Raw genomic sequence first — 25962 nt, 5'->3', positions numbered from 1 at the left:
ATGGCCGCCCATGCTGTCGAGGAGCACACGCACACGAGTGCGAGCAAGTACATCCAGATCGCCGTGGTGCTCTTTGCGCTCACCGCGCTCGAAGTGCTGCTGTACGAGGCCTGTTTCGGCCACCTCAAGGAGTCGATGCCGGGACTGGCATCAAGCCTCGGACCGTACTTCGTCCAGCTCCTCCTGATCCTCTCGGCGTTCAAGTTCTGGCTCGTCGCGATGTTCTACATGCACCTGAAGTTCGACATGAAGGTGCTGAGCTGGGTCTTCGGCTTCTCCCTGGTGATTGCCTCGGTGGTGATCCTCGCGCTGATCGCGTTGTTCACGTACAACCGGACGTTGTGGTGGATTGGCGGCGTGAAGTGGTAACCTTTGGGTGATGGGTGATGGGTGATGGATGATGGATGATGGATGAGGGGCTCCGGGATTCCGGGGCCCTTCGGCGTTATGGGGATTTGTGTTGCGGTGGTGCAACGTTTCTTGTGGAATGGCTGCCCGGTGAGGTATTGGCTCACCGTGCAATTTGTAGACACCTCGCAACAGATATGACGTAAGTAATTGTATTGCAATGACTTATATGGGGTTGACGCCTCGCCGTGTCGCGGCCCGGTAGTTGCCCTATCAGGGGGCAACTGATAGCTGACCGCGTCCACGGAGCCATTGCATGTCCAGTCCTGTTCGTTCGCTGCTTTTCGCTGCCCTCATCGCCGCCACTCCGGCGATCGCGTCGGCAAAGCCGCACGACAATCCGCCACCGCCGCCTGCGAATCCCGCGTTCAACCTGAACGCCGGTGTGGTGTCGAATCTGACCTGGACCAATGTCTGCTCGACTTCGGGCTCGGGCGGTTCATTCTTCTCGACCTGCGCTTCTGCGTCGCTCTTCCTCTTCGATAACGGCTGGATGCAGCTCCGCTACTGGAACCGCGCCGGCGTTGACGGGACCTACGCCAGCTCGACCACCAATGCCATCGCCCTCGGCGGCGTGCCGGGTGCCACCGGCACCCGTGGGACCAGTGCCGGCAATGGCTGGGATGCACTCTTTGGAGCGACGCAGATCAACTGGAATCCGGCCTCGAACATTCCGGGCCCGAACACGGGTGACGGCTTCCGTACCAATGGTCAGGGCGCGTCGTTCTGCAGCGACCTGGAAACCAGCTGCCCGGGCGGGATTACCACGCCTTGGACCTCAATCACGGGCGGCGGCTACGCGGCGTTCGACTGGTATGTTGGCTCTGCACTGACGACCCTCGATGCCGCGCTCATCAACCTGCAGTTCCATGAGCAGGCGGGCCCGAATGGCTGGTCGACCGGTTACCTCTGCTACTCGGATCAGTCGGGGATCACGTCGAAGGTTGAAGGAAACGTGACCTGGGCCTGCGCCGGCGAGCCCGATGGCAACGCGGGTGGTCAGGGTGGCGAAGACAACGTGGCGCCGGAGCCGGCAACGATGTCCCTGCTCGCGACCGGCCTGATCGGCATGGCTGCCGCAAAGCGTCGTCGCAAGAAGGGCTGATCAGCGCAGAATGGCCGCCGCGATGGTGGTCACGGTCCACCCTGCTGCCGTCACGACCTCATCGACCTCCTCTGCTTCATACTCGAAGCGGAGGAGGTCGAATGGCGTTGGGGCGAGCGACTCGTAGTCGGGGAAGTCGGCCTGGATCGGGCAGGCGTTCTCCAGCACGTCGCCCTCGGGCGTGACCAGCGAGAGGCCCATGAGGCGGCAGGTCGCGGGGCGGTGCGCATAGATGCCGCAGCCACCGGCGTCATCGAGGGCGGGGCAGGGCAACTCGGCGAGCGCTTCGGAAAGGACGTCGAACTTCTCCTCACCGAGTGCGGTCACATCCCACGGGCTCTGCCATTCGGGGAGCACATCGCGGTAGCGCTGCAGTTGCGCTTCAGCTCGCGCACGCAACTGTAGCTGCGCATCCGGCGTGAGCTGGCGCACGCCCTCGGCAACGAGCGCGGCATCGGCAGGCGAGATATCGAAGGGGCCATGGCAACAGGCGGTGCATCCGGTGGTGCAGGGCACTACACCGGACCCGGCCGCCGCAACGCCGTCGCGAAACCAGGCGTCCAGCTTAGCCAGGAGCCCGGGATAGTTCGTCACATTTCCGTCTTCCACGCGGCCTGCGCCAGCAGCAGCCAGCCGAGGATGAACGCCAGGCCGCCGAGCGGAGTGACTGCGCCGAGCCACCGCTGTCCGGTGCCGACGAGCAGGTAGAGCGAGCCACAGAAAATGATGCTCCCTGCCAGAAAGGCCCACGCAGCATTGCCGGCGCCACTGCCCCCGCGCGCGAGGACCCACGCCGCTGCGAAGAGCGCAAAGGCGTGATACATCTGGTAGCGTACCGCCGTCTCGAAGGTCGCGAGGTCGCGAGCATCGAGACGATCCTTCAAGGCGTGCGCGCCGAATGCGCCGAGCGCCACTGCGATGGCGGCTGAGAGGGCAGCAATCGTAGCTGCGGTGCGAGGCGTCATGTTGCGGGGGGCTCCGGCGGAGCCACCGCCATCCCCATCGCGTGGTAGCCGTTGTCGACGTACATCGTGGTGCCGGTAATGCCGGCCGCCAGCGGCGAAGCGAGGAATGCCGCGGCATTGCCGACATCCATTGCCTCGAAATCGCGGGTGAGCGGCGAATTGGTCTTGCAGTAGCGGATCATCGTGTCGATGAAGCCGATCGCGGATGCGGCGCGCGACGCGTAGGGGCCCGCCGAGATGGTGTTCACCCGCACGCCGTGACGCCGGCCGGCTTCGTAGGCGAGGGTTCGCGTGTCGGACTCGAGCGCGGCCTTCGCCGTGGACATCCCGCCACCGTAACCCGGGATCACGCGCTCACCGGCCATGTACGTGAGTGAGAGGAAGGAGCCACCCCGGCGCATTAGCGGTGAGAGTTCCCGGATGAGTGCGACGTTGCTGTAGGCCGAGACGCCAATCGCATCGAGATAGCCGCGACGCGAGGTGTCGAGCAGCTGCTTCTTGACCTCGGGGCCGTTTGCAAGCGAGTGCACCACAATGTCGAGTGGCGAATCGCCGAAGTCGGCCTTGAGGGAGGCGACGACGCCGGCGATCGTGAAATCGCCGCGCTCGCGATAGCGCTTGTTCTCGCGGATTTCTGCCGGCACATCATCGAGCGTGTCGTAGGCCGCATCGAGCGGATAGATCCGCTCGAACGCCATCGACTGGCCGTTCGAGAGCGTCATCGACCCCGCCATCTTGCCGCGCTCGATCAGGTTCTCGAAGATCCCCATCGCCGGTGGCCAGGTGCCCACACAGACGGATGCGCCCGCTTCGGCGAAGGCCTTGGCGATGGCAAATCCGAATCCGCCATCATCGGCGACTCCGGCAATGAAGGCACGCTTCCCCGACAGATCGATCCCGAGCATCCGCTGAACTCTCCACTGGTGAGTGCCCCGAATATAGAAGCACCGGGGGAGAGCAGTAAGCAGGTCGGGCTATTCGGCGCGGAGAACCTCAAGTGGCGGGCGATTCAGGACATCGAGCGAGTTCCAGAGCCCGACGGCGGTGGTCAGCGCGACGAGGCCCGCGGCCAGCAGCGTCATCGAAAGCCACGGAATCGAGAAACTTGCCTCGAAAACGAACTTCGAGAGCGCCCACCCCGCACCGGCCGCCAGGACGGTGGCGACCAGCGCCGCTCCGAGGCCGAGGGCCGCGTACTCCACGCTGAGGATCTGGAGAACCTGAGGCCGCGTGGCGCCGATGGTTCGCAGCAGGGTCCCTTCGCGAATGCGCTGCCAGCGCGACGTCGCGATGGCGCCGATCAGGACGATGGTGCCGGTCACGAGCGAGAAGAGCGCCATGAAGCGGATGGCCAGCACAATCCGGTCGACCACCGTCTCGAGGGCACGCTGAATGTCGCCGAGGTCCACCGTGGTGACGTTGGCAGCGCGCTCGGCGAGGCGGCGCTGCACCTGCCCGCGCGTCGCAGCATCGGTGATGCGGGCGAGCGTGACCCACGACTGCGGTGCCTTCTCGAGGGCACCCGGGGCAAAGACGACGAAGAAATTCGGCTCGAAGCGCGCCCAGTTCACCTCGCGCAACGACGTCACCTTGCTGTAGACCAGCACGCCTTGCAGGTCCCACGTCACCACATCACCCACCGCGATCGACAATTCGCCGGCAAGAGACGTTTCGACCGAGATCGGCACTGGATCCTTGGCGCTGCGACCACTCCCCCACGGTCCGCTGCCGAACCACGCGCCCTTGGTGAGCTTCTCCGACGCGCCGAGCGTGGCGCGGTAGGTCGAGCGATACTCGCGCCGATAGGCCCAGAGCGAGCCTTCGCCGCCCGGGCCGCGGGCACCTCGCGGCCGACGGGTTGTCGCGGTGGTGTCGTCGTGCAGGGTGTCGGCACGCGCGAGGATCTCCTTCACGGGCCGCCCCTTCACCGAGGCGAGGCGCATCGGGACAATCGGCGTGAACGCCGACGGCGTCGTCTTGCCGATGGCACGCACTGCCGAATCGACGACGGCCTTCTGGTCGTTCTGGATGTCGAACAGAAAGAGATTGGGACGACCACCGCCCACGTCATCGATGCGCAGGTCGCGCAGGAGATTGTGCTGTGCGGTGAACAGCGTCGTGAGCAGGAACGCGCCGAAGCCGAGCGCGAGCACGACGGTAACAGTCTGGTTCGCGGGGCGATGCAGATTGGCGAGCCCTTGCCGCCAGAGGTAGGGCCAGCGCGCTGGTGTCCAGCGCCGGGCAGCAGCAATCAACCCGAGCGATGCGAGCCAGAGCACCAGCAATGCCACACCGATCGCGGCCGCAAACCAGGTCCCCTGCTTGAGAGATCCGACCTGCACTGCCGCGAGGCCCACGACACTCACCACGAGCGCCGCGATGGCGGTGAGGCGGAGGATGTCACGCCGGGCCCGCGGTGGCACCACGTCACGCCGCAAGGTTGCCAGCGGCGAGATCTCGCGAATGCCGAGCAACGGCAGCAGCGAGAAGACGCCGGCAGTCCAGACGCCGAGCCCGATGCCGATCAGGATGGCGCGGGCCGAAGGAAGGACGTGGACATCGACCGGGAGGAAATCCTTGAGCACCAGCGGCATCACCTGCTGCAGTCCAACGCCGACGAGGGCGCCGAGAACGGAACCAAGCAGTCCCATCGCCAGCGCCTGCAGCAGGTGGATCGCGAAGACTTGCCACGATGTGGCACCCAGGCAGCGGAGCATCGCGATGGTGTCGAGCTTCTGCCGGATGAAGACATGTACCGCGCTGGCGACGCCGAGTCCGCCGAGCAGCAGCGCGGCAAGCGCGACCAGGCCGAGATAGTTGCCGAGCCGCGTGAGACCATCGGTGAGATTGTCGCGATCGTCGGCGACGGTGCGCACCCGCATTCGGTCGGCGCGCAACGCGGGTCGGGCTGCCTTCGCGACGACCTGTGCATCAATGGCAGGCGGGAGCTTGATGTAGGTGGTGTAGTCGGCGCGGGCGCCAAAGCCGAGGAGCTTGGTCGAGGCCAGCGCCGAATGGGGAATGAAGACGCGCGCGCCGAAGGCCATCTGCAGCCCGACATCGCCGGGGACATTGACGACCGTGCCAAGAATCTTGAACCGCGCATCGCCGAGACCGATGGTGTCACCGACCTTGGCGCCGATCGCCTGCAGGAGTGACGGATCAACGATGGCGCCCCCCTGCTGCAGGGAAGTCCAGATCCCCGCTGGTGCGGTCTCGATGGTGCCGTAGAATGGCCACCCCGGATCGACCGTGCGCACTTGCACTAGTCGCGCGCCTCCAGCGGTAACGAACGCCATCGCCGCAAACGAGGTGGAGTTGGCGGTGTGCAGCGCGGGGCCACCGGCCTTCGTCAGCGAATCGAGGAGCTTCTTCGCTGGCGCGACCTCTGCCACCGCCTTGCGGCCGCCGAGCGAGAGATCGGCGCCCAGAAGCGACTGGGCCTGTTCGCTCACCGAGGTCTTCAGGTTTTCGGTGAACGAGTTCACAGCCACCAGCGCCCCGACGCCCGCCATCACCGAGGCAGTCAGCAGCATCAATCGGCGGCGCGCTGCACGCGCTTCGCGCCACGCCATGCGGAGCACGAACGCGGTGCTGGTCACTGTGCGCTATCCGAGACGACGACGCCGTCGGCAAGCCGAATGGTGCGCCGGGCCAGCGCGGCGAGCTCGAGGTCGTGGGTGACCAGCACGAGCGTCGTCCCGAACTCCTCATTGAGTGCGGTCATCAGCTCAACCACGGTCGCGCCATTCGCGGCATCGAGGTTGCCCGTGGGCTCATCGGCAAAGAGGAGCTTGGGTCGCGTGCTGAAAGCGCGCGCGACTGCCACCCGCTGCTGTTCGCCGCCGGAGAGCTGTGCCGGGTAGTGGTGTCCGCGCTCGGCCAGGCCAACGCGCGCCAGGAGGGCCTCGGCGCGGGATGCGGCATCGTCGGCACCGGCGAGCTCGAGTGGCACCTGCACATTCTCGCGTGCGGTGAGGGTCGGGATGAGCTGGAACGACTGGAAGATGAAGCCGACCTTTTCGCGGCGGAGGCGGGCACGCGAATCCTCGTCGAGCGAACCGAGGTCGACGCCATCGAGAACCACGCGACCGTGCGATGGACGATCGAGGCCAGCGAGGAGGCCGAGGAGCGTGGTCTTGCCGCTTCCCGATGGACCGACGATCGCGAGGAAGCCACCGGGCTCGAGGCGAAAGGTGATATCCTTGAGCACGGTCAGCTGACGGCCGCCCGAGAGATAGGCGTGACTCAGGGCTTCAACCGACAGCATGGCGGACTCCGAAGCAGAAGCAAGCGAGGATACGAATGCGTTGGGCACGAAACGGATACCGGTGGACCTGGTGGATTGGTTCCCTGCTGGCAGCGTGCAGTGGTGCGGCCGATCGCCCGGCGCCAGCGCCTCCGGCGAAGGATATCCCCGCCCCGGCCGATCCGCGCCGGACGGTGCTCTTTGTCGGGACATCACTCACTGCCGGCCTCGGACTCGATCCCGCTGACGCCTACCCGGCACAGGTCCAGCTCAAGATTGACTCTGCCGGCCTCCCTTTTCGTGTCGTCAACGCCGGCGTGAGTGGCGAGACATCGGCAGGTGCGTTGCGGCGCATCGACTGGCTGCTGGGCCAGGGTCCGACGGCAGTGCTGGTGATCGAAACTGGCGCCAATGATGGACTGCGAGGGCAGCCGATCGACTCGTTGCGCTCGAACCTCGCAGGTATCCTCGCCAAGGCCTCGACTGCGACACCGCGGCCCGCGCTCGTCGTGGCGGGAATGGAGGCAATGCCGAACCTTGGCCGACAGTACGGCGATGACTTTCGCGCGCTCTTTCCAAAGGTGGCCAGCGAGTACGGCGCCCACTATCTGCCGTTCCTGCTGAACGGTGTCGCCGGGATCGACACACTCAATCAGGCCGATGGCATTCATCCGACGCCGCGCGGTGCGCGGATCGTGGCGAGTAATGTCTGGAAGACGTTGAAGCCAATACTGGATTCGATCTCCAAGTAGCGAGAAGGGAGAAGGAGAAGGGGGAAGCGGGAAGGGGGGAAGGGGGAAGGGGGAAGGGGGAAGGGGGAAGCGAGAAGGGGGAGGGAGCCGGAGCTCCGCCCCCTCGCTTCGCTCAGGGTGACAAACTGGCCCCTTCTCCCTTCTCCCTTACCCCTTCCCCTTCCCCTTCCCCTTCTCCTACTCCGTCCGGATCGCATCGATGGGCGAGAGGCGTGCGGCGCGGGTCGCAGGATACAATCCGAATGACATCCCGATGATGATGGCGGAGAGCGCTGCGATGAGCAGCGTACTCGCCGACAGCGCCGCGTGCACTGGCGCCTGGGTCTTCGCACGCATCACGGCAGTGGTGGCGATGGCGACCCCGGCGCCGAGGAGGACACCGAGGGCACTGCCCGCACCGGTGACCGCGACCGACTCCGCGAGGAACTGGGTCAGGATGTCACGACGCCTGGCGCCAGTGGCGCGACGTACACCGATTTCGCGCGTCCGCTCGAGCACCGACGCGAGCATCACGTTCATGATGCCGATACCTCCCACGAGCAGGGAGATTCCGGTGATCGACCCCATCAGCAACTTGAAGATCAGCATACTCTGCCGGGCCTGATTGATCCGCTCCGTGCGACTCTGCACGTCGACACGATCCTTGCCTCCGGGCCAGCGCGCGGCGGTCCACGCTGTTGTCTTCGCGATCATCGCCGGCATGACTTCGATCCGTTGCGCCTGCACCAGCAGCATCGGCGGGCGCGCGGTCGCAACGGGGAGCACGGTGCGCGGGAAGGTCCCGAACGGCACCCGGGTGATCATTTCCGGTGTGGCAGGCGTGGTGGTCACGCCAATGACCTGGAGTGTGGTGCCCTGCACGGTCACACGCTGTCCCAGCGCCCTGGTATAGTCGGTGGAGCCGGTGAGTCGCCCGGCGAGCGCGGGCGAAATGATGGCGATGGCCGAATCGCCGTTCGCTTCAGCCTCATTGAACCAGCGGCCTGCGGCGAGTGCGGTCGCCTCCACGATCGGTGCTCCGGCGCCCTGAGCGACGACCTGCGTGGCCCGCAAGGAATCATTCGGCAATCCGGTAACGATGGCTGCTCCGCTCCAGCGAAGGACTGCGCTGGCTTCGGGGCCCAGCGCGCGCGTGAGGTCGGCGAGATCGGCCGGCGTGAATCGCAGTGTGTCAGGTCGGGGGAACGAGACGCCATCGACTGAGCGAGTGGTGCGAGGCACCACCGAGAGAAGTTGCAGGTCAGTGGTTTCGGCGAGCTGCCGGCGAGCAAACGCCTCGACGCCGTCTCCCACCGAGAGGACTGCCACCAGCGCGCCGGTTCCCATGATGACGCCGAGGGTCGAGAGGACGGTCCGCAGGGGATTCGCTGCCAACGCACGGCAGCCGATCAGAATCGAGTTGGCAGTCATCCCGGAGATGACGGCGCAAAGCCAGGGAAGTTTCATTCCGGAACGACCGCCACCTTTGGGTAATGGCGACGGCAGCCGGGCGGGGGTAGCCTTGGCGATGCCATTCTTCGATACCAATCGTGAGCGCGCTTCCTGGCTGGTCGCCATCCTCGGCGTGGTCATTGTCTTTGCGCTCTTTCCGTATGCCTCGGGGCTGCTGGGCGCTCCAGTCCTCTATGTCGTTTTCGCACCGATGCACGAGTGGCTCTCGAGTCGACTGCGCAGTCGACCGATTGCCGCCGCGATTGTGATCGTGGTCGCCATTGTCGGGATCGTCCTGCCGACGGCCTACATGGTGTCGCTGCTGGTGGGTCAGGCGCAGGACGCAGTCAAGTCGGTGCTCTCTTCGCCGCTGCTGCAGCGACTTGATACCTTGCGCATCGGCACCTTCAACATCGGGCCGCAGATCAAGGCCGCGGGGGCGCAGGCGCTCTCGCTGGTAGGTGGCAGTGCCATCTCGCTGCTCGGTACCGCGACGCGGCTGACGCTGAATCTCCTCTTCACCTTCTTCGGACTCTACTACATCCTGCTCGATCCGAAGGGAGCGTGGGACGGCCTGCGACCGGCGATCCCATTCTCGGATGCGAATGTCGAGATCCTCAAGGATCGCTTCGGTGCGGTGACCAAGTCGACGCTCATCGGCACCGGACTCGCTGCGGTGGTGCAGGGCCTGATGGTCGCCCTGGCGTTCTTCGTGACGGGGATTCCGAATGCGATGTTCTGGGGATCGGTCACGATACTGCTCTCGATTCTGCCGGTTGTCGGCAGTGGAATGGTATGGGCCCCTGCCGCCGTGTACCTGTTCACCCACAATGAATCGGGATGGGGAATAGGAATGATCGTGTGGGGGCTGATTGCCGTCGGTAACGTCGACAATTTCATCCGGCCGTACGTGGCCAATCGGTATGCCCAGACCCATCCGCTGATCACGCTGGTCGGCGCCGTCGCCGGCGTGAGTTATCTCGGCATCATCGGACTGCTGATCGGACCGCTCGCGTTGAGCTACTTCTTCGAACTGCTCGCGATGTATCGACGCGAATACCTGCATCCGGTGGTGACTTCGAGCACGATCATCTAGCGAGATCGCTACGAAAAAGGCCGCCGGAGCAATCGCTCCGGCGGCCTTCTTCGTTACTGGTCGGGCGAGATCAGTTGTTCTGCTTGATCTCGGCACGACGGTTCTTGGCACGGCCTTCGGCGGTGTCGTTGGTTGCCGTCGGCTCTTCCTCGCCACGCCACTTGACCATGATCCGGTCGGCGGCAACGCCCTGGGCGATGAGGTACTTCTTGACGGTCTCGGCACGCGCCTGCGACAGCTTCATGTTGTAGGCGTTGGTTCCGACCCAGTCGGTATGTCCGACCACGTCGACATTGACCTCAGGATGGCTCTTGAGGGTGGTGGCGACAGTGTTCAGGGTGTCCATCCCGCCCTTGGTCAGGTCGGAGTGGTCGAATCGGAAATTCACCGACGCGAGCTCGAAGGTGTACATCGGCTTCGCAGGGGTGACCGGCGCCGGCGGCGGCGGCGGAGCCTGCTGGACCGGCGCCGGCGGCGGCGGGGGCGTCGGCGTACGCGTGCAGACATTACCCGTCGAGGTCAGCTTGCCCTTCTTGCTGGTGGCCGTCACGGTCGCGCAGCCATCGCCGGCCGAGGTGTAGAGACCCGTCATGGCGTCGATGGTACCCGGGCCGCTGGTGCTGTACATCACGTCATCAGCCTTGCCGCAGTAGGTCGACGTCGCAGTGAACTGCTGCGTCTGGCCAGGGGTCAGCGTGGCGCTGCTCGGGTTGATGCCGATCATGTCCTTCGAGTGATCGCAGCCACCGCCGAACAACAGCGAGGCGCCGAGCTGGGCACCGAGATAGGTGTTGGCATTGTCGCCATACCCGCTCGGGAGGTAGTCCAGCGTTCCTTCGGCGCGGATATTCAGCCACTTGGCGAGCTTGAGCCGGAGGCCGGTCATGGCGCCGACAGAGACGTCACCTGCGTCGATGCCCTTGCGGAGCTTGGTGTAGCCCGGGCCAGCGCCCAGCATCCACGAAATCCCCGAAGTGAGCGGGGCGTTGTAGACAGCCTGGAGATGGAAAGGGATGTACTGGAGCGGGAGCGACCGGAGGCCAGCCGTGGCAGGCACCTTGGCCTGATTGCCGGCGAGGTCGGTCGGATTCAGCGAGCCATCAACCTCGATCGCCCAGTTGTTGGCGACGAAGAGTCCGAGGCGGGCGCCGCCGCCGAAACGGTTGTCGTCCGGCTTCCGGAGGTCGTAGGCTTCTGTGAACTTGGTATAGCGGCCAAAGCCGCCGATTTCAAAGGTCCCCTTCTCCTGCGCTGCCAACGGGGCAACGGCGAGAATCGAGGCCGCGAGCACCAACCCAGCGTGACGCATACTTCTCCTCCTTGTGTGCGGTTCCTTCCGAGGCTGATTCCAACCCCATCAAAAGACCGTAAGTCAAGCCTGCACAACGGTGTAGAACGGAAACATCCGGGATATCCCTGCGCAAGGTTGACGCCAGAGCGGCCGCTTGTGACACACTCCGGAACAATCCGGCCTGCGGGGTCGTTGGGGAATTCTGCCGCTCTGGCGTATACCGGGATCAGCGGCAGGTTGCATTACTTAACGGCGGGGCTCCCCATGCCGTTACCTTCTTCCGCCGTCTCTCAGCCACAGGACCCGAATGCCGTCTCTCAGAAAGGTTGGTAACCCGCTGGGTGCGATTCGACGGCTGGCGAGTGTGCTGTCGCTGGTCCTGGCGGCGCTCGGCGTGACGCCGGCACCGGCGCAGGCCCAGTGGCGCCTTGAGGCCTGGTTCGGAGACGCCTATAACGCGCGCGCCCCGCTCACCATTCATCAGGATGGTCAGCCCGACATCAAGCTCACACCGAACTGGTCGACCCGCCCCTGGCGCCCGACCTGGTACTACTCCGGGCGGGTCTCGAAGTGGTCAGGCAGCCACGCCTGGGCCTTCGAGTACATGCACCACAAGCTCTACCTCGACAACCTCCCGGAGCCCGAGGTGACCGCCTTCCGGATTACCAATGGCGTCAATCACCTGATGGTGGAGCGGCTCTGGCGGAGTCGCGGTTGGGAGTATGGCGTGGGAGCTGGGCCTATTCTCGCCGTGCCTATTACGACAGTCCGCGGGAAGACCTATGGGCGGGCCGACGGGATCTTTGGGTCGAAATACGAGCTGGACGGTGGGGTCGTCTCGGCAAACCTCGCGAGGCGGTTGAAGCTCCTGCCGTTTACTTATGGCTCGCTTTCGGTGAAGGCCACGGTGGGGTACCTCAATGTCGACGTCGCGGACGGCAATGCCACCACGATGAACTACGCCCTGCACTTCCAGTACGGGCTGAGCCTGCAGTCGAAGAAGTAGAGACTAGAGACTAGAGACTAGAGACTAGAGACTAGAGACTAGAGACTAGAGGCTAGAGAAGGGGGAAGGGAGAGCCGGGTGTGTGGGCTCCGTTTGGGGTGTTCGTCGTAGTGCCAACCCCAAAAGGAGTAGTCCCTATGTCAGTCGCTGCGGCGCTCAGCCTACTGGCCGTGCTTGCGCCCACCCCTGTCCGTCCGCTCACTGCTGTTGCTCCAGTTCCAGCCATTGTCTCTCCACGCTCCGATTCCGCCGCCATCCTGTTTGCCCGGGCTCGAGCCCTTGCGAGGCAGGGTGAGCCTGCGGCTGCGATGGCGAGCTACGTGGCTGGCGTTCGCGCTGCCGATGGCGCCACCGATTGGGCGCTCTACCGCCGCGACCTCGCATGGGTCGCAACCCGCGCCGAGCTGACGTTGTGGGACAAGGCGGCACCTGCGGAGCGACCTGCCCTGGTGCGTGCCTTCTGGAGCGACCGCGATACCCGGGACGAGCTGGCCGAGGGGGGCCGATTCGCGGAGCATGTCCGTCGGCTCGATGTCGCCGTGCAGGAGTACCGGATTCATCCGCGACGGGGGAAGACGCCGATCACTCGGGCGAGTCTTGCCGATGTTCGCCGTTCATCGCTCCGTGACTACATCCCGACCCAGGGTGAGCTGGATGACCGCGGCGTGATCTTCATGCGACAGGGCGTGCCGGATGCCAGGGTGCTCTCGGCGGCACCGTCGGTAGAGAGTTGGGTCTACCAGCGCGACAACACCACGATGGTGGTCCACTTCGCCGAATCGACCTATGGCGGTTCATCGGGCAATGGCGTCCTGATTGCGACGCCGCCGCCCTCGACCTTTGCGAGCATCTGCGAGGTCGATCAGGAGTCGTGCCGCATTGCGGCGCAGGGCAGCTTTTCGACGCCGGAGATGCGCGAACATTTCCGTCAGCGGGCGCTGGCGGCGATCAAGTTCCTCACCAGCACGGATACGGCGGCACCCGGCCAGAAGTAAGCGGGGCACCGCCGGTCGGCCAGCGCGCAACGGTGTCGCGCTGGCCGATTCGCGGTTATGCTCAACCCGCAGGCCTTCCGTCCCCCCAGCGGAGTCCACCATGGCGCTTTCTGGCAAGGCTCGTGCGGTCCATTTCGCGCTCGGCGCTGCACTCGTGATGAGTGCCGTGCCGGGCGTTTTGCGGGCGCAGGTTGCGGCGAGTGATCCGCCGATCGTCGTGCATGGCAAGGTCTCATCGAGGGAGAGTGGCGCTCCTCTCGCTGGCGCACTGGTGACGCTCGAAGACAGCACCGGTGTTGCGCGGTTGCGGGTGGTGACGTCACCGAGCGGTGCCTACTCGATCCCGGCGCCGAGTGCGGGTCGCTGGCGATTGCGCGTTGCGGCGATCGGATACGACCCGTCGCCGGCGCGCTCCTTCACGCTCACGCTCATGGGCGATCAGGTTGTCGATGTCGTGATGATCCGCCGCCCGTTCCAGTTGCCTACGCTGGTGGTGCGAGGGAAGGGCGAGAAGTGTTTCCCGGATCCGGTCGGCGATCCGATCGTGACGCGGCTGGTCGGCGAGGCCGAGACGGCACTGCAGCTGGTGGAGGCGTCGATCGCGTCGCACCGACTCGAATTCGTCACCGAGGCCTGGCAGTCGCGGGCGCTGCTGGGGAGCGCCGACACCTTGCGAGGCTTCGGTCGCAGTCAGGCGCGCGCGTCGTGGCCAATCGCGAGCACGGATCTCGAGCTGCTGCGCACCGGCGGCTTCGTCCGCGACACTGGCGGGCGGCCCCCGTCGCAGGGCTATTCCAGGGACAGCGGCCCGATCTATTACGGTCCGGATGCCTCGGTGCTCTTCTCGCCGTGGTTCCGGGCGCAGCATTGCTTTGCCCTCGACCAGCGCGCCGGTGGCGACTCGCTGGTGGTGCGCTACACCCCGAAGTCGCTCGCGAAGGGGCGGGTCGACGTTGAGGGGGCGCTCGTGCTCGATCGGACGACTTTGGCCCTTCGACGGCTCGTCTTCCGCTACGTGGGGCTGCCCGGCTGGGTGCCGCGCCAGCGGGCGGGCGGAGAGGTGAGCTTCCTCCGCCTCTCGACCGGACTCTGGGCCGCGAATTCGTGGCAGATGCGGGCACCAATCCAGCTGTGGCGACGGTGGGGGACCGGCGGGCTGACGCTCGGCGGCTGGGCGGAAATGGGGGGCAGGGTGGTGGAGATGTGGGAGGCGGGTGTTCGCGAGCGGCGGCCCCTTGCGGACGGCCCCGCCTGACTGCATAGTTATGCACTATGCAAAATCCCATTCTGGCGCTCGCCTTCTCCGGCGGCCTCGACACCTCCTACTGCGTTCCCCGGCTCACCGAGCGGGGCTACGTGGTGCATACCGTCTTCGTGAATACCGGTGGTACCACGCCGGAGCAGTGCGCCGCGATCCGGGCCCAGGCAATCGCCGTGGGCGCGGTGGAGCACCACGAGGTTGATGCCCGGGCGCTGGTGTTCGATCGCTTCGTCAAGGTCCTGATCCAGGCCAACGTCCTGCGCGGCGAGGTCTACCCATTGTCGGTCGCGGCCGAGCGGACGCAGCAGGCGATCTCGGTGATCGACGTGGCTCGTGAGATCAAGGCGGGTGCCGTGGCCCACGGCTCCACCGGAGCTGGCAACGACCAGATCCGCTTCGACATTGCCCTGCGTGTCCTCGCGCCCGAGTTCGACATCGTCACGCCAATCCGCGAGGAGTCACTCTCGCGCGAGCAGTCGATCGCCTACCTCGAGGCGCGTGGCCTTCCGGTGCCGCCGAAATCGGGCGCCTTCTCGATCAATCGGGGGCTTTGGGGTACCACCTGGGGCGGTGGCTGGACGCACGACACCTGGGCCGCGCCGCCGGCTGAACTGCTCGATCCGCCCGCCGACGCACCAGCGCCTGCGGATCACGTGATCGAGTGGCACGAGGGCGTGCCGATGTCGCTTGACGGTGTGGCGATGGCGGGCCACGAGATCGTCGATGCACTGACCGAACGCGCCGCGCAGTTCGGGATCGGCCACGGCATTCACGTGGGCGAGACGGCGCTCGGCATCAAGGGGCGCATCGGCTTCGAGGCCGGTAGTGCGTTGATCCTGATCGCCGCGCACCGCGAACTCGAAAAGCTGGTGCTCACCAAGTGGCAGACGTTCTGGAAAGATCAACTTGGTCGCTTCTATGGCGATCGGTTGCACGAGGGTCACTATTTCGACCCGACTCTGCGGGACATCGAAGCCATGGTGACGTCTTCTCAGCGGAAGGTGTCCGGTGAGACCCGGGTCCGGTTCGCGCCGGGGCGGTTCCTGGTGACGGGCGCACGCTCGCCGTATTCGATGATGGATCGTGCCGTCGCCACATATGGCGAGGAGAACCGTCTCTGGACCGGCGACGAAGCCAAGGCCTTTGCGCGGGTGGGCGCGATCCCCGAGTTGCTCGCGATGCGCGCCGAAGCGCGCGCGACTGGAGCGGAGTGAGATGGTAGTGACGACTCGGGTCCGGCTCGACCGGATTGCTTCCTCGACCAAGAACGCGGCGCTCAGCACCGAGGTGATTGTCGGCGACCAGATTGTTGCCGCCGAAGGGTACGTGCTGGCGGTGCGCCTGCTGACGGACAAGAGCACCTACAATCAGGTTGAGGATCTCTCGGGTCGGATGGTCGCGCTTCGTGCTGGCGATGTGCTCGCCGGGACGCTTGGCGTGCGGCGGGCGCTCCGCGGGTATGCAGGCGAGGTGCCCAAGACGATCGCCGTCGGCGATATCATCGAGGTGCTGAACCTCGGCGGCATTCTCGGCAAGTGCACGTCGGCGAACCCCGACATCGGCCCGCCGTTCCAGGCCGAGGTGCTCGGGGCTGTGCTGGCATTTCCGGAACTGGGTGACCGGATCGGACGCCCGGCGCATATCCGCGATCGCGCAGTGCCGCCGGCCGAGACGCTCACCTGCGATGTGCCGGTGGTGTATGTGGCCGGGACCTGCATGAACTCCGGCAAGACGGTGGCAGCCACCGAGCTGGTGCGGGGCCTCGCGCGGAGCGGGTTGCGAGTGGCCGCCACCAAGCTCACGGGTGTCTCGCTGATGCGCGACGCGCTGTCGATGCTGGATGCAGGTGCCATCGCGGCGCTCACCTTCAACGACGCGGGTGCCGCCAGCACGCATGCCGGGATGACGGTGCCAGTGGCGCGCGGGCTCTTCAACCGTCTCTCCGATCCGCGCGGCCCACGGCCCGATGTGATTGTCGCTGAACTCGGCGACGGCATTCTCGGCGAGTACGGTGTCCAGGACATCCTGCGGGCCAAGGACCTGATGTCGATCGGCGCAGCCTATGTGATGGCGGCGCCTGATCCGGTCGGGTGCTGGGGCGCGCGCGAGCTGATGCGCGACGACTTCGGTCTGCCGATCACGGTGATCACTGGCCCCGCGACGGACAATCACGTTGGCAGCGATTACATCACGGCGTCGCTCGGACTCCCGGCGCACAACTCGCGGCGCGATGCGCCGGGGCTGGTGGCGCGCGTGCTGGAGTCGCTCGAGGTGTGGCGCGCGGCGCACGGAGTGACGTCGTGAAGGTCGCCGTGCTGGGCGGTGCCGGTTACGCCGGTGGCGAGTTGCTGCGGCTGGTGCTGCAGCATCCTGACATCACCGAGGTCGTGACGACGTCGCGCTCCCAAGCGGGCAAGCCGATCGCGGATTTGCATCCCGCGTTGGCAATGCTCACGGATGCCCGCTTTGCGGCCCACGCGCCGGGTGATGTCGCCAAGGGGAAGGATGTGGTCTTCCTGGCACTCGAGCACGGCGAGTCATCGCGACTGATGGGCGAGATCGTCGATGCCGGGCCGGGGATGATCGTGGATATCTCCGCCGATTTCCGGATTCAGGATGGCCGCCTGCACGAGCAGTACTACGGCGCGCATCCGGCACCGGCGCTGGTGCATCGCTTCCGGTACGGCCTCGCCGACGTGCTGGGCAAGGAACTCCTCGGGGCGCGGGCGATCGCCGCGCCGGGCTGTTTCGCGACGGCAGCGCAGCTCGCCCTCTATGCGATTGCCGACCTGCCCCTGGCCGCGCCACCAGCCATCTTCGCCGTGACCGGCTCGAGTGGCGCGGGCGTGACACCGCGGCCCACGACGCATCACCCGGCGCGAGCACACAACTTGTTCGCCTACCAGCCGATGGGCCATCGCCACGAAGGCGAAGTGCTCGAGCAGTGGCGGAGCTGGCGCAACGATCCGCTCGCACGGGCGCGATTGATGACGCATTCGGGGCCGTTCGTGCGAGGGATTCACGTCACGTTGCACGCGCATCTCGCGGAACCGGTCACCCATCACAAAGCTGCGGCGCGATTCGCGGGGCGACCGTTCGTGCGCGTGACTGACACGCCGCCGGAGTTGACTCACGTCGTGGGGACCAACCTCGCGCAGATCCATGCGGTTGCGTCACCTGATGGCCGTGAAGTGCAGGTGATGTGCGTGATCGACAATCTGATCAAGGGCGCCGGCGGACAGGCCGTGCAGGCGATGAACCTCGCGCTCGGCATCGATGAACGTGCCGGGCTGCTCGCACCAGGACCGTTTCCATGCTGACTGCGACTGAATCGCCGACGCTGTTGCCGGTGTACGGCACCTTCCCGCTCCGGGCGGCCTCCGGCTACGGCTCGTGGCTGGTCGATGAAGCAGGCAACGAATGGCTCGACGCCTATGGTGGCCACGCGGTGGCGAGTTCGGGGCATTCCCATCCCGACGTCGTCGCAGCGATTGCCGAGCAGGCGGCGAAGCTTCTGTTCTATTCCACAGCCGTGCCCCACGCCGGCCGTGAAGATCTCGCCGAGAAGCTGGCGCTCCTCGCCCCGGACCCGCTCGGCAAGGTGTTTTTCTGCAACTCGGGCGCCGAGGCGAATGAGAACCTGCTCGGTCTCGCCCGGCGGAAGACTGGCCGGATGCAGGTGATCTCGATGCTCGGCGGCTGGCACGGCCGGACGGCCGCCACGCTCGCGTGCACCGACGGCGCCAAGTACGAAGCTGGCGCGAAGCGCGCCGGCGTGCCGCTCTCGATCCGGGTGCCGTTCAACGACATTGCCGCGCTCGAAGCGGTGATGGATGACAGCATTGCGGCAGTGCTGCTCGAGCCGGTGCAGGGCTTCCAGGGTGCGCGTTCGGCCACCGCGGAATACCTCCAGGCAGTGCGGGCGCTCTGCGACAAGTTCGGCGCGAAGCTCCTCTTCGATGAAGTGCAGTGCGGCGTCGGGCGCCTCGGGACCTTCACGGCGGCCGAATTCTTCGGCGTGGTGCCGGATGCGCTTTCGATGGCGAAGGGACTTGCGGGTGGACTGCCGATCGGTGCGGTGCTCGCAGTTCCTTCCCTGGTTGATGACATCAAGGTTGGCGATCTCGGCTCGACCTTCGGTGGTGGTCCGGTCGTGTGTGCTGCAGCGCTCGCGAATATCGGCGTGCTGGAGCGCGAGGGGCTGCTCGAGAACGTCCGCCAGGTGAGCGAACAGATCCAGGCCGCGGCGGCCACGATGCCCCATGTGCTGAGGGTGCACGGACATGGTTTCCTGCTTGGCCTCGAACTGGATATTCCGGCCGCGCAGGTCCAGCAGGCGTTGTGGCCGAAACGCATCCTCACCGGGACTTCCACCGACCCGATGACGCTGCGGCTCCTGCCGCCGCTGGTCTTTTCGCGGGACGAGGCGGAACTGCTGCTCAACGGACTGCGCGAGGTGCTCGCCGGATGAAGCGGGACTTCCTCGCCATGGAGGAGTGGTCGCCGGAGCTGATCGACCAGCTGCTCGCACTGGCGGTGCGCTGCAAGCGGGGCGAGATCGATGGTGGGCTCGCGAAGAAGGTGCTGGCGATGGTATTCCTCGATCCATCGCTGCGTACACGCTCGTCGATGGAGACGGCGATGTTTCTGCACGGCGGCCACGCCCTCGCGCTCGAGCCGGGGAAGGGGAGCTGGGCGCTGGAGACCGAGCTGGACACGGTGATGGACGGGACGTCGGTCGAGCACATCATCGAGGCAGCGCGGGTGCTCGGCCGCTACGCTGATGCGCTCGCTGTGCGCTCCTTCCCCAAGGGGACGGACTGGCAGGTCGAACGACAGGATCACACGCTCCGGACCTTCGCGAAATACTGCGAGAAGCCGGTGATCAATCTCGAGTCGGCGCGACGGCATCCCTGCCAGGGACTCGCCGATGCGCTCACGATGCGCGAGCATCTTGGTGAAACCCAGGGCAAGCGGTTCGTGCTGATGTGGGCCTGGCATCCGAAGGCGTTGCCGACGGCAGTGCCTGCCAGTGCGGCGCTCGCCGCGGCACATCTCGGCATGGAAATCACGGTCGCACGTCCGGCGGGGTTCGATCTGGATCCCGAGGATTACCTCGCGATCGACATGCTCGCGTCGGCGCGCGGTGGCACACTGCGGGTGACGGACGACGTGGACGGGGCCATCGATGGGGCGCACGCGGTCTATACCAAGGCCTGGGGATCACTGCTGCACTTCGGCAAGCCCGAGGAAGAGCGCGCCCTCCGCGACGGCAAGCGCGACTGGCGGCTCACGCAGGCACGGATACGTACCACGGCACACGAGCGTGGCATCGCGCTGCACTGCCTGCCGGTCCGCCGCAACGTCGAGATCGATGGCGAGGTGCTCGACGGCCCGAACAGCGTGGTGATCGATCAGGCGGAGAACCGGCTGCATGCGCAGAGGGCGTTGCTTCTGGAGTTGATCGGCGATACGAGATGATGGATGACAGATGACAGATGACAGATGACAGATGACAGATGACAGATGACAGATGACAACCGCGCACGCGGTGCACTATCTGTCATCCATCATCCATGATCCTTTTGACAGCAATTTTGACTGAGGCGGGGAGATAGATGGCAATCGATACCACAAAGGGCATCGCCGGACTCAAGGGAGCGCTCCGCTATGTGCGAGCGTACCGTGATCACGTCTTTGTTGTGAAGCTCGGTGGCGACGTCCTGTCGGACGCGCACAATCTCGACATGGTGGCCGGGCAGCTGGCGCTCCTGTCGTCGCTCTCGATCCGGATCGTGGTCGTGCATGGCGGGGGGCCGCAGGCGAGTGCGGTCGCGCGGCGGCTCGGGCAGGAGCCGCAGATGGTGGCGGGGCGGCGGGTCACCGATGATGGGGCGCTCGAAGTCGCCAAGATGGTGTACCGCGGCTTGCTCAACACCGACCTGGTCTCGGCGCTGCGCCGGCATGGCGTGCAGGCGACCGGTGTCTCCGGTGTCGATGGCGACCTGCTCACGGCACACCGTCGGTTGCCGATCCGCGTCGTGGATGATGCCGGCGAGTCGCGCGTGGTGGACTATGGCCACGTCGGCGATATCGACAAGGTTGACCCACGGGTGCTCACCACGCTGATGGATGCCCGCTTCGTGCCGGTGGTCTCTTCGCTCGCGGGCGACAACGAGGGCAACGTCTACAACGTCAATGCCGACACCGTTGCGGAGTCACTCGCGATCGCACTCAAGGCGCAGAAGCTGATCTTCCTCACGGGCGCCCCGGGCGTCCTGCGGAATCGGAATGACCCCAGCACGCTGGTGACGTTCGCCGATCCGGACGATCTCGCGGAGCTGATGGCCAGCGGTGCGCTGGTGGGCGGGATGAAGCCGAAGGTTGAGGCCTGTATCCGGGCGGCGACTGGTGGCGTGGAGCGCACCCATATCATCGACGGCCGCGTCCCCGACTCGCTGTTGTACGAAGTGTTCACCGGTGCCGGCTTCGGGACCATGATCGTGGGCCGGAAGGAGAAGGCGACCTACCTTGGCGTTGACCTCGCCGACTGAAATCGACTTCCTCCGCGAGCTGGTCGCCGTCCCGTCCATCAGCGGGAACGAGGCGCCGGCAGCGGAGCTGGTCGAGCTGGCCGCGCGCCGGCTCGGCCTCGACGTCGTGCGCGACGAAACGTCGGTGCGAGTCTCGGTCGGCGACGAGCACGCCGGTCCGACGCTCGCACTGGCCTCGCACCTCGATGTCGTGCCGCCCGGCGAAGGGTGGACGCGCGATCCATTCACGCCCGTCATCGAGGGCGATCTCCTCTATGGTCGCGGCTCGGGTGATGCGAAAGCATCGGTCAGCGCGATGCTATTTGCGCTCGCCGACCTTGCCGCGAGCGGCAGCACGCTCAAGGGACGTGCCCTGGCCATCTTCGCCTACGGTGAGGAGACCAGGAACGCCACGATGCCGCAGGCCGTGCAACGCGCGGGCCGGCTCGACGCGGCGCTGGTTGGCGAGCCGACCAACCTGAACCTCGCGATCGCCCAGCGCGGCCTGATGATGGTCGATCTGGTCACCAAGGGCGATCAGCGGCACGCGGGGTATGCGGCGAGTTCCGGCTTCACCAATGCCATCACGGTACTGGCGCGCGAACTCGTAAAACTCGATGACATCGTCGCGGAGCGGGTCCATCCGCTGCTCGGGGTCACGACCGTGACTCCGACGATGCTGGAAGCCGGTGTCTCCCGGAATGTCACGCCGCCCGTGGCACGGGCGATCCTGGATGTGCGCTCGACCCCGGCGTGGACGCACGACGAACTCGAGCAGGCCCTCACCGAGCGGCTCGCGTGCGAAGTGATCGTTACGTCGAAGCGACTGGTGCCGTGCGAGACGCCGGCGGATTCCCGCCTGCTCACGGCCGCACGCCAGGCGGCGCCCGCAGCGGGCACTTACGGTTCGCCCACTTGCTCCGACTGGTGCTTCCTGCGCCACCTCGATGCGATCAAGGTCGGACCAGGCACCTCGCAACGATCGCACACACCCGATGAGTCGGTGAACATTTCCGAAGTCACAGCGGCCCGCGCGTTCTACGCGCGGGTGGCGGAGGCCTACCTGGCGTGAAGCGCTCCGAGACACTCTGGTCACCCGGCGCCGCTCCCGATGCCCAGATGCTCGCCTACACGGTGGCGGACGACCGGGAAGTCGACAGCCGACTCCTGCGCTGGGACGTGCTCGGCTCGCTCGGGCACCTCGAGGCACTCGCCAAGGGGAAGATCATTTCGGCGAAAGAACGCGCCGGCATGCGGCGGTCACTGCTCGCCGCCCTCAAGGCAGTGGACGCTGGTGAGTTGCGGATCACTCCCGCGCACGAGGACGGACATTCGGCGGTGGAGTTCTGGCTGACCAAGCGCTTCGGCGATGTCGGCGAGCGACTGCACGCCGGGCGTTCCCGCAACGACCAGGTCGTCACCGATCTGCGGCTCTGTCTCAAGGACGAAGTGCTCACACTGCACGCGCGGATGCTCGAGCTCGCCGATGCGCTCCTCGCCTTCGCCGCACTCCACAAGCGCGTACTCTGGCCCGGGTACACGCACCAGCGCATCGCGATGCCCTCGTCGGCCGGCATCTGGGCTGCTGGCTACGCCGAGGGTCTGCTTGACGCGGCGGAAGGAGTGCACGGATTCTGGAATCGGCTCGATCGGTCGCCGCTGGGGAGCGCGGCGGGGTATGGCGTGCCGCTTCCGCTCGCGCGTGAGGCGGCGGCGAAGGCACTCGGCTTCGCCGGACTGGATCAGGTGGTGACCTCGGTGCAGGGCGGACGCGGCACGCTCGAAGCGGCGGTGCTCTTCTGGTGCACCGAGGCGGCCCACCACTGCGCCAAGCTGTCGGCGGACGTGATTCTCTTCTCGGCCGATGAATTCGGCTGGATCACGCTGCCACACGAACTCTCCACGGGGTCGAGCATCATGCCGCAGAAGCGGAACCCGGACCTCTTCGAGCTCAGCCGCGCGCGGGGCGCCGCCATCGAGGGTGACCTGGCGACCGTCCTCGCGCTCAAGGGGCGACTCGCTGGTGGATATCACCGGGATTTCCAGTTTCTCAAGGCGCCGCTCTTTCGCGGCATCGACCGAATGCGTGAGATGCTGGCGATGCTGACGACGGCAATGCCGCGCCTTGGCGTCGATGCGGCCGCCGGGCGCGCCGCGCTGGCGGGGGACGTCCTCGCCACCGATGAGGTGATGCGACGGGTTCGCGCCGGAATGCCGTTCCGGCGGGCCTATCGCGAGGTGGCCGCGCAGGTGAAGAGTGGGGTGCCGATGCCGGCACTGAGTACGGCCGACCTGATTGCCGCGCGAAGCCGGAGTACCGGCGGAATAGGCAACCTCCCGCTCGCCGGATTGCGGCAGCGGATTCGCGCCGCCGCTCGGTGGAATGCGATGCGACGTGCGAGCTTTGCGCGCGCGCTCACTCGCCTCACCGTGGCGAGGCCGCGATGAGCCTCGAGCGCCGCAAGCGTCACCTCAAGATTCTCGAACTCGTGGCGACGCGACCGATGCGCACCCAGGACGAGGTGGCCGATGCGCTTGCCCAGGAAGGGTGGGACGTCACCCAGAGTTCGGTATCGCGCGACATTTCCGCTCTCGGGCTGGTGAAGTCCGACGGCATCTACCAGCGTCCCGCCTCGGCCCGACTGAAGGAGATCGCCGATCCCAACGAGCGACGCCTCGCGGAGTCGTTGCTCGCGGTGGAGGCGGCCGGCGAGGCATTGCTGGTGCTGCACACGCCCCCGGGCGAGGCGCAGCGAGTTGGTAGTGCCCTCGACCTGCTGGCGTGGCCGGAGATCGTCGGCACTATTGCGGGTGACGACACGATCTTCATTGCGGTGCATCACGCCAGCGCGCAGGCCAAGATTCTGCGACGGCTCCGCACGATCATGGGGAAGGAGCGCGCTGAGTGATCCCGCGCGTGCGTGGCACGCTCCTGCTCGCCCTCGTGGCGGGCTGCACCACCGATGCACCCGTGCGTCCCGCCGGACGCCCCTCGATTGAATGGCCGAACTACGGCGGCGACCTGGCCGCGACGCGCTGGTCTCCCGCTGCCGACATAACTCCCGACAACGTGCATCGGCTCCAGCCGGTCTGGCAGTGGCGCACGGGCGAGTATGCGCACGTCGATCGTCATACCGGCGATCACATGCTGCCCGGACTGTTCGAGGCCACCCCGGTGATGGTGGGAGACACGCTGTTTCTGAGCACGCCGTTCTCGCGAGCCGTGGCACTCGATGCCATCACGGGGAAGCAGTTCTGGGCGTTCGACCCCGATGTGACCCGTTACGGACTCATCGCCAACGAGCACTCCGGCTTCGTGCATCGCGGTGTTGCCCTGTGGCGCGGCGGTGGCGCCCGACGGGTGTTTCTCAACGCGCGCTGGCGGCTCTTCGCACTTGATGCGCACACTGGCAAGCCGATTCCGGAGTTCGGCGATGGCGGCGCGGTCGATCTCTCGAAGGATCTTCGCTGGCCCGTCAACCGGCTGCATTTCGGCCAGACCTCGCCCCCACTGGTATGGGGCGACATCGTCATCGTCGGGAGCGCGATCGGCGATGGCCTGCTCTATCCGCGGGATCCGCCGGGCGACGTGCAGGCCTTCGACGCGCGCAGTGGCAAGCGGCTCTGGCGTTGGGATCCGTTGCCACCGCTCGGAGCGCCGGCGGATTCTGCCTGGGGTGCTGGCGCCGCTGCGGTAGTCGGGCATTCCAACGTCTGGGCGCCGATGTCGCTCGACAGCGCACGTGGTCTGGTCTATCTCCCGGTCAGCGCTGCGAGCAACGACTTCTATGGTGGCCATCGCCCGGGAGACAACCGCTGGTCGCAGTCCGTGGTCTGCCTCGATGCGCGGACGGGCAGGATGGTGTGGGGTCAGCAACTCGTGCATCACGGCCTCTGGGACTACGATCCGCCTGCGGCCCCGGTGCTGCTCGATCTGGTGCACGAGGGAGTGTCGGTGCCGGTGGTCGCGATCGCGGGGAAGACCGGATTCCTCTACCTCTTCAATCGACTGACCGGGGCGCCACTCTGGCCGATTGAAGAGCGCGCCGTACCATCGAGTTCGATCCCAGGCGAGGTCACCGCGGCGACCCAGCCATTTCCGACACGCCCGATTCCGTTCGCGCGGCAGGGGATCGCCGACAGTGATCTGGTCGACTTCACGCCGAGGGTGCATGCGATGGCGCGGACCCTGGTGGCCGGCCGCACGCTCGGACCAATGTTCACCCCGCCATCGCTTGCCGGTACGATCGCGGTGCCTGGCTGGATCGGCGGCGCCGGCTGGGGCGGCATGACGGCAAACCCCGATCGCGGAATCATTTTCATCAAGGGCACCAACAAGCCGTCGTTGCTGACTCTGGTGGCTGCTGATTCGATGCGTGGCTACGTGCGTGACCCCGCGCCCCGATCGATCGAGACGCCGATCATGCTGCAGCTGCCACCGTGGCGAGACTACGGCATTCTGGGTTCGCACGTCGCGACGCTGCCCGTCATCAAGCCCCCCTACGGAACACTCAGCGCCTACGCGATCGCGACCGGCGAGCGGTTGTGGCAGATCACCCTCGGCGACCTGCCGGAAGTCCGCAATCACCCGTGGCTGCGCGATCTGCATCTGCCGCCGCTTGGTGTGCCTGGCGCACCCGGCGGGATGACCACGCGCGGTGGACTGATCTTCATCACCGGCGGCGGAACGGTGCTCTACGCCATCGATCAGCGTGATGGGGCGGTGCGTTGGAGCAGCGACCTCGGGGTACCCGGCTACAGCAATCCGATGTCCTATCGCGCGAGCGACGGACGTCAGTATGTGGTGGTCGCTACCGGCGATGGCGCCGAAGCGAGCTTGCGCGCGTTCGCCCTTCCGCTGTAGCAGGAG

Annotated in this window: 24 protein-coding genes; 17 read left to right on the top strand and 7 right to left on the bottom strand. The window is 66.2% G+C overall.

Annotated features, from left to right (window positions below):
• Together V4558_04420 and V4558_04415 are read left to right on the top strand one after the other, a co-directional pair.
• A complete protein-coding gene (locus V4558_04420; protein MES2304723.1) occupies nt 1–369 on the top strand; it encodes a cytochrome C oxidase subunit IV family protein in 369 nt (122 codons plus the stop codon).
• Nucleotides 370–664: 295 nt separating this feature from the next.
• The gene (locus tag V4558_04415) at nt 665–1513 is read left to right on the top strand and encodes a PEP-CTERM sorting domain-containing protein (protein ID MES2304722.1); all 849 of its coding nucleotides are present in this window, start codon (nt 665–667) and stop codon (nt 1511–1513) included.
• Here V4558_04415 and V4558_04410 read toward each other — a convergent pair whose 3' ends face one another.
• The 5 genes from V4558_04410 to V4558_04390 all read right to left on the bottom strand — a co-directional run bounded on the left by V4558_04410 (nt 1514) and on the right by V4558_04390 (nt 6748).
• Nucleotides 1514–2107, bottom strand: coding sequence for a YkgJ family cysteine cluster protein (locus V4558_04410; GenBank protein ID MES2304721.1), 594 nt, complete (start codon nt 2105–2107; stop codon nt 1514–1516). It lies immediately after the preceding gene.
• Complete coding sequence (locus V4558_04405; GenBank protein ID MES2304720.1) at nt 2104–2478, bottom strand: DUF423 domain-containing protein; 375 nt, start codon at nt 2476–2478, stop codon at nt 2104–2106. Before V4558_04405 ends, V4558_04410 begins: the two co-directional genes overlap by 4 nt.
• Complete coding sequence (locus V4558_04400; protein ID MES2304719.1) at nt 2475–3383, bottom strand: enoyl-[acyl-carrier-protein] reductase; 909 nt, start codon at nt 3381–3383, stop codon at nt 2475–2477. The genes V4558_04405 and V4558_04400 overlap by 4 nt, the downstream gene beginning before the upstream one ends.
• Before the next feature lie 69 nt (nt 3384–3452).
• Nucleotides 3453–6080 carry an FtsX-like permease family protein gene (locus V4558_04395; protein MES2304718.1) on the bottom strand — a complete coding sequence of 876 codons (2628 nt, stop codon included), beginning with the start codon at nt 6078–6080 and terminating at the stop codon, nt 3453–3455.
• Nucleotides 6077–6748, bottom strand: coding sequence for an ABC transporter ATP-binding protein (locus V4558_04390; GenBank protein ID MES2304717.1), 672 nt, complete (start codon nt 6746–6748; stop codon nt 6077–6079). Before V4558_04390 ends, V4558_04395 begins: the two co-directional genes overlap by 4 nt.
• A gap of 35 nt (nt 6749–6783) precedes the next feature.
• Here V4558_04390 and V4558_04385 point away from each other — a divergent pair, with 35 nt between their 5' ends.
• Entirely contained in the window at nt 6784–7479 is a 696-nt protein-coding gene (locus V4558_04385) for an arylesterase (GenBank protein MES2304716.1), read from the top strand.
• A 177-nt stretch (nt 7480–7656) separates the two neighbouring features.
• Here V4558_04385 and V4558_04380 read toward each other — a convergent pair whose 3' ends face one another.
• The gene (locus V4558_04380; GenBank protein MES2304715.1) at nt 7657–8925 is read right to left on the bottom strand and encodes an ABC transporter permease; all 1269 of its coding nucleotides are present in this window, start codon (nt 8923–8925) and stop codon (nt 7657–7659) included.
• Between the two features lie 61 nt (nt 8926–8986).
• Here V4558_04380 and V4558_04375 point away from each other — a divergent pair, with 61 nt between their 5' ends.
• On the top strand, nt 8987–10006 hold the full coding sequence (locus tag V4558_04375; protein ID MES2304714.1) for an AI-2E family transporter: 1020 nt from the start codon (nt 8987–8989) through the stop codon (nt 10004–10006).
• A 70-nt stretch (nt 10007–10076) separates the two neighbouring features.
• Here V4558_04375 and V4558_04370 read toward each other — a convergent pair whose 3' ends face one another.
• Nucleotides 10077–11315 carry an OmpA family protein gene (locus V4558_04370; protein ID MES2304713.1) on the bottom strand — a complete coding sequence of 413 codons (1239 nt, stop codon included), beginning with the start codon at nt 11313–11315 and terminating at the stop codon, nt 10077–10079.
• A 289-nt stretch (nt 11316–11604) separates the two neighbouring features.
• On the opposite strand from V4558_04370, the gene V4558_04365 reads away from it, so the two are divergent.
• The 13 genes from V4558_04365 (at nt 11605) to V4558_04305 (ending at nt 25956) form a co-directional block, all read left to right on the top strand.
• Nucleotides 11605–12303 carry a hypothetical protein gene (locus tag V4558_04365; protein ID MES2304712.1) on the top strand — a complete coding sequence of 233 codons (699 nt, stop codon included), beginning with the start codon at nt 11605–11607 and terminating at the stop codon, nt 12301–12303.
• Nucleotides 12304–12440: 137 nt separating this feature from the next.
• A complete protein-coding gene (locus tag V4558_04360) occupies nt 12441–13298 on the top strand; it encodes a hypothetical protein (GenBank protein ID MES2304711.1) in 858 nt (285 codons plus the stop codon).
• A 100-nt stretch (nt 13299–13398) separates the two neighbouring features.
• Nucleotides 13399–14553, top strand: a complete 1155-nt coding sequence (locus V4558_04355; protein MES2304710.1) for a carboxypeptidase-like regulatory domain-containing protein — start codon at nt 13399–13401, stop codon at nt 14551–14553.
• A gap of 17 nt (nt 14554–14570) precedes the next feature.
• Nucleotides 14571–15773 carry an argininosuccinate synthase domain-containing protein gene (locus tag V4558_04350; protein ID MES2304709.1) on the top strand — a complete coding sequence of 401 codons (1203 nt, stop codon included), beginning with the start codon at nt 14571–14573 and terminating at the stop codon, nt 15771–15773.
• A gap of 7 nt (nt 15774–15780) precedes the next feature.
• Nucleotides 15781–16863, top strand: coding sequence for a hypothetical protein (locus V4558_04345; GenBank protein MES2304708.1), 1083 nt, complete (start codon nt 15781–15783; stop codon nt 16861–16863).
• Nucleotides 16833–17879, top strand: coding sequence for an N-acetyl-gamma-glutamyl-phosphate reductase (gene argC / locus V4558_04340; protein MES2304707.1), 1047 nt, complete (start codon nt 16833–16835; stop codon nt 17877–17879). The genes V4558_04345 and argC overlap by 31 nt, the downstream gene beginning before the upstream one ends.
• The gene (locus V4558_04335) at nt 17873–19030 is read left to right on the top strand and encodes an aminotransferase class III-fold pyridoxal phosphate-dependent enzyme (GenBank protein MES2304706.1); all 1158 of its coding nucleotides are present in this window, start codon (nt 17873–17875) and stop codon (nt 19028–19030) included. Before argC ends, V4558_04335 begins: the two co-directional genes overlap by 7 nt.
• Nucleotides 19027–20040 carry an N-acetylornithine carbamoyltransferase gene (locus tag V4558_04330; GenBank protein ID MES2304705.1) on the top strand — a complete coding sequence of 338 codons (1014 nt, stop codon included), beginning with the start codon at nt 19027–19029 and terminating at the stop codon, nt 20038–20040. Before V4558_04335 ends, V4558_04330 begins: the two co-directional genes overlap by 4 nt.
• A 137-nt stretch (nt 20041–20177) precedes the next feature.
• Nucleotides 20178–21113 (top strand): acetylglutamate kinase, encoded by a 936-nt coding sequence (argB, locus tag V4558_04325; protein MES2304704.1) that lies wholly within the window; start codon nt 20178–20180, stop codon nt 21111–21113.
• Nucleotides 21097–22164, top strand: a complete 1068-nt coding sequence (locus V4558_04320) for a M20/M25/M40 family metallo-hydrolase (protein ID MES2304703.1) — start codon at nt 21097–21099, stop codon at nt 22162–22164. The genes argB and V4558_04320 overlap by 17 nt, the downstream gene beginning before the upstream one ends.
• Entirely contained in the window at nt 22161–23540 is a 1380-nt protein-coding gene (gene argH, locus V4558_04315) for an argininosuccinate lyase (GenBank protein ID MES2304702.1), read from the top strand. The genes V4558_04320 and argH overlap by 4 nt, the downstream gene beginning before the upstream one ends.
• The gene (locus V4558_04310; GenBank protein MES2304701.1) at nt 23537–24001 is read left to right on the top strand and encodes an arginine repressor; all 465 of its coding nucleotides are present in this window, start codon (nt 23537–23539) and stop codon (nt 23999–24001) included. The genes argH and V4558_04310 overlap by 4 nt, the downstream gene beginning before the upstream one ends.
• Nucleotides 23998–25956: a PQQ-binding-like beta-propeller repeat protein gene (locus tag V4558_04305; protein ID MES2304700.1), complete on the top strand. Its 1959-nt coding sequence runs from the start codon at nt 23998–24000 to the stop codon at nt 25954–25956. The genes V4558_04310 and V4558_04305 overlap by 4 nt, the downstream gene beginning before the upstream one ends.
• Nucleotides 25957–25962: the final 6 nt, after the last annotated feature.

Source organism: Gemmatimonadota bacterium (assembly GCA_040388535.1).
GTDB lineage: Bacteria > Gemmatimonadota > Gemmatimonadetes > Gemmatimonadales > GWC2-71-9 > Palsa-1233.
The sequence above is the reverse complement of the archived record's forward strand: the minus strand, read 5'-3'. Positions and strand labels throughout refer to the sequence as shown.

What these genes read in the sequence shown, in the direction of transcription:
- V4558_04420 (MES2304723.1), top strand. Translation starts at nt 1, where the DNA reads ATGGCCGCCCATGCTGTCGAGGAGCACACGCACACGAGTGCGAGCAAG.
- V4558_04415 (MES2304722.1), top strand. Translation starts at nt 665, where the DNA reads ATGTCCAGTCCTGTTCGTTCGCTGCTTTTCGCTGCCCTCATCGCCGCC.
- V4558_04405 (MES2304720.1), bottom strand. Translation starts at nt 2,478, where the DNA reads ATGACGCCTCGCACCGCAGCTACGATTGCTGCCCTCTCAGCCGCCATC.
- V4558_04400 (MES2304719.1), bottom strand. Translation starts at nt 3,383, where the DNA reads ATGCTCGGGATCGATCTGTCGGGGAAGCGTGCCTTCATTGCCGGAGTC.
- V4558_04390 (MES2304717.1), bottom strand. Translation starts at nt 6,748, where the DNA reads ATGCTGTCGGTTGAAGCCCTGAGTCACGCCTATCTCTCGGGCGGCCGT.
- V4558_04385 (MES2304716.1), top strand. Translation starts at nt 6,784, where the DNA reads ATGCGTTGGGCACGAAACGGATACCGGTGGACCTGGTGGATTGGTTCC.
- V4558_04380 (MES2304715.1), bottom strand. Translation starts at nt 8,925, where the DNA reads ATGAAACTTCCCTGGCTTTGCGCCGTCATCTCCGGGATGACTGCCAAC.
- V4558_04375 (MES2304714.1), top strand. Translation starts at nt 8,987, where the DNA reads ATGCCATTCTTCGATACCAATCGTGAGCGCGCTTCCTGGCTGGTCGCC.
- V4558_04370 (MES2304713.1), bottom strand. Translation starts at nt 11,315, where the DNA reads ATGCGTCACGCTGGGTTGGTGCTCGCGGCCTCGATTCTCGCCGTTGCC.
- V4558_04365 (MES2304712.1), top strand. Translation starts at nt 11,605, where the DNA reads ATGCCGTCTCTCAGAAAGGTTGGTAACCCGCTGGGTGCGATTCGACGG.
- V4558_04360 (MES2304711.1), top strand. Translation starts at nt 12,441, where the DNA reads ATGTCAGTCGCTGCGGCGCTCAGCCTACTGGCCGTGCTTGCGCCCACC.
- V4558_04355 (MES2304710.1), top strand. Translation starts at nt 13,399, where the DNA reads ATGGCGCTTTCTGGCAAGGCTCGTGCGGTCCATTTCGCGCTCGGCGCT.
- V4558_04350 (MES2304709.1), top strand. Translation starts at nt 14,571, where the DNA reads ATGCAAAATCCCATTCTGGCGCTCGCCTTCTCCGGCGGCCTCGACACC.
- V4558_04335 (MES2304706.1), top strand. Translation starts at nt 17,873, where the DNA reads ATGCTGACTGCGACTGAATCGCCGACGCTGTTGCCGGTGTACGGCACC.
- V4558_04330 (MES2304705.1), top strand. Translation starts at nt 19,027, where the DNA reads ATGAAGCGGGACTTCCTCGCCATGGAGGAGTGGTCGCCGGAGCTGATC.
- argB (MES2304704.1), top strand. Translation starts at nt 20,178, where the DNA reads ATGGCAATCGATACCACAAAGGGCATCGCCGGACTCAAGGGAGCGCTC.
- V4558_04310 (MES2304701.1), top strand. Translation starts at nt 23,537, where the DNA reads ATGAGCCTCGAGCGCCGCAAGCGTCACCTCAAGATTCTCGAACTCGTG.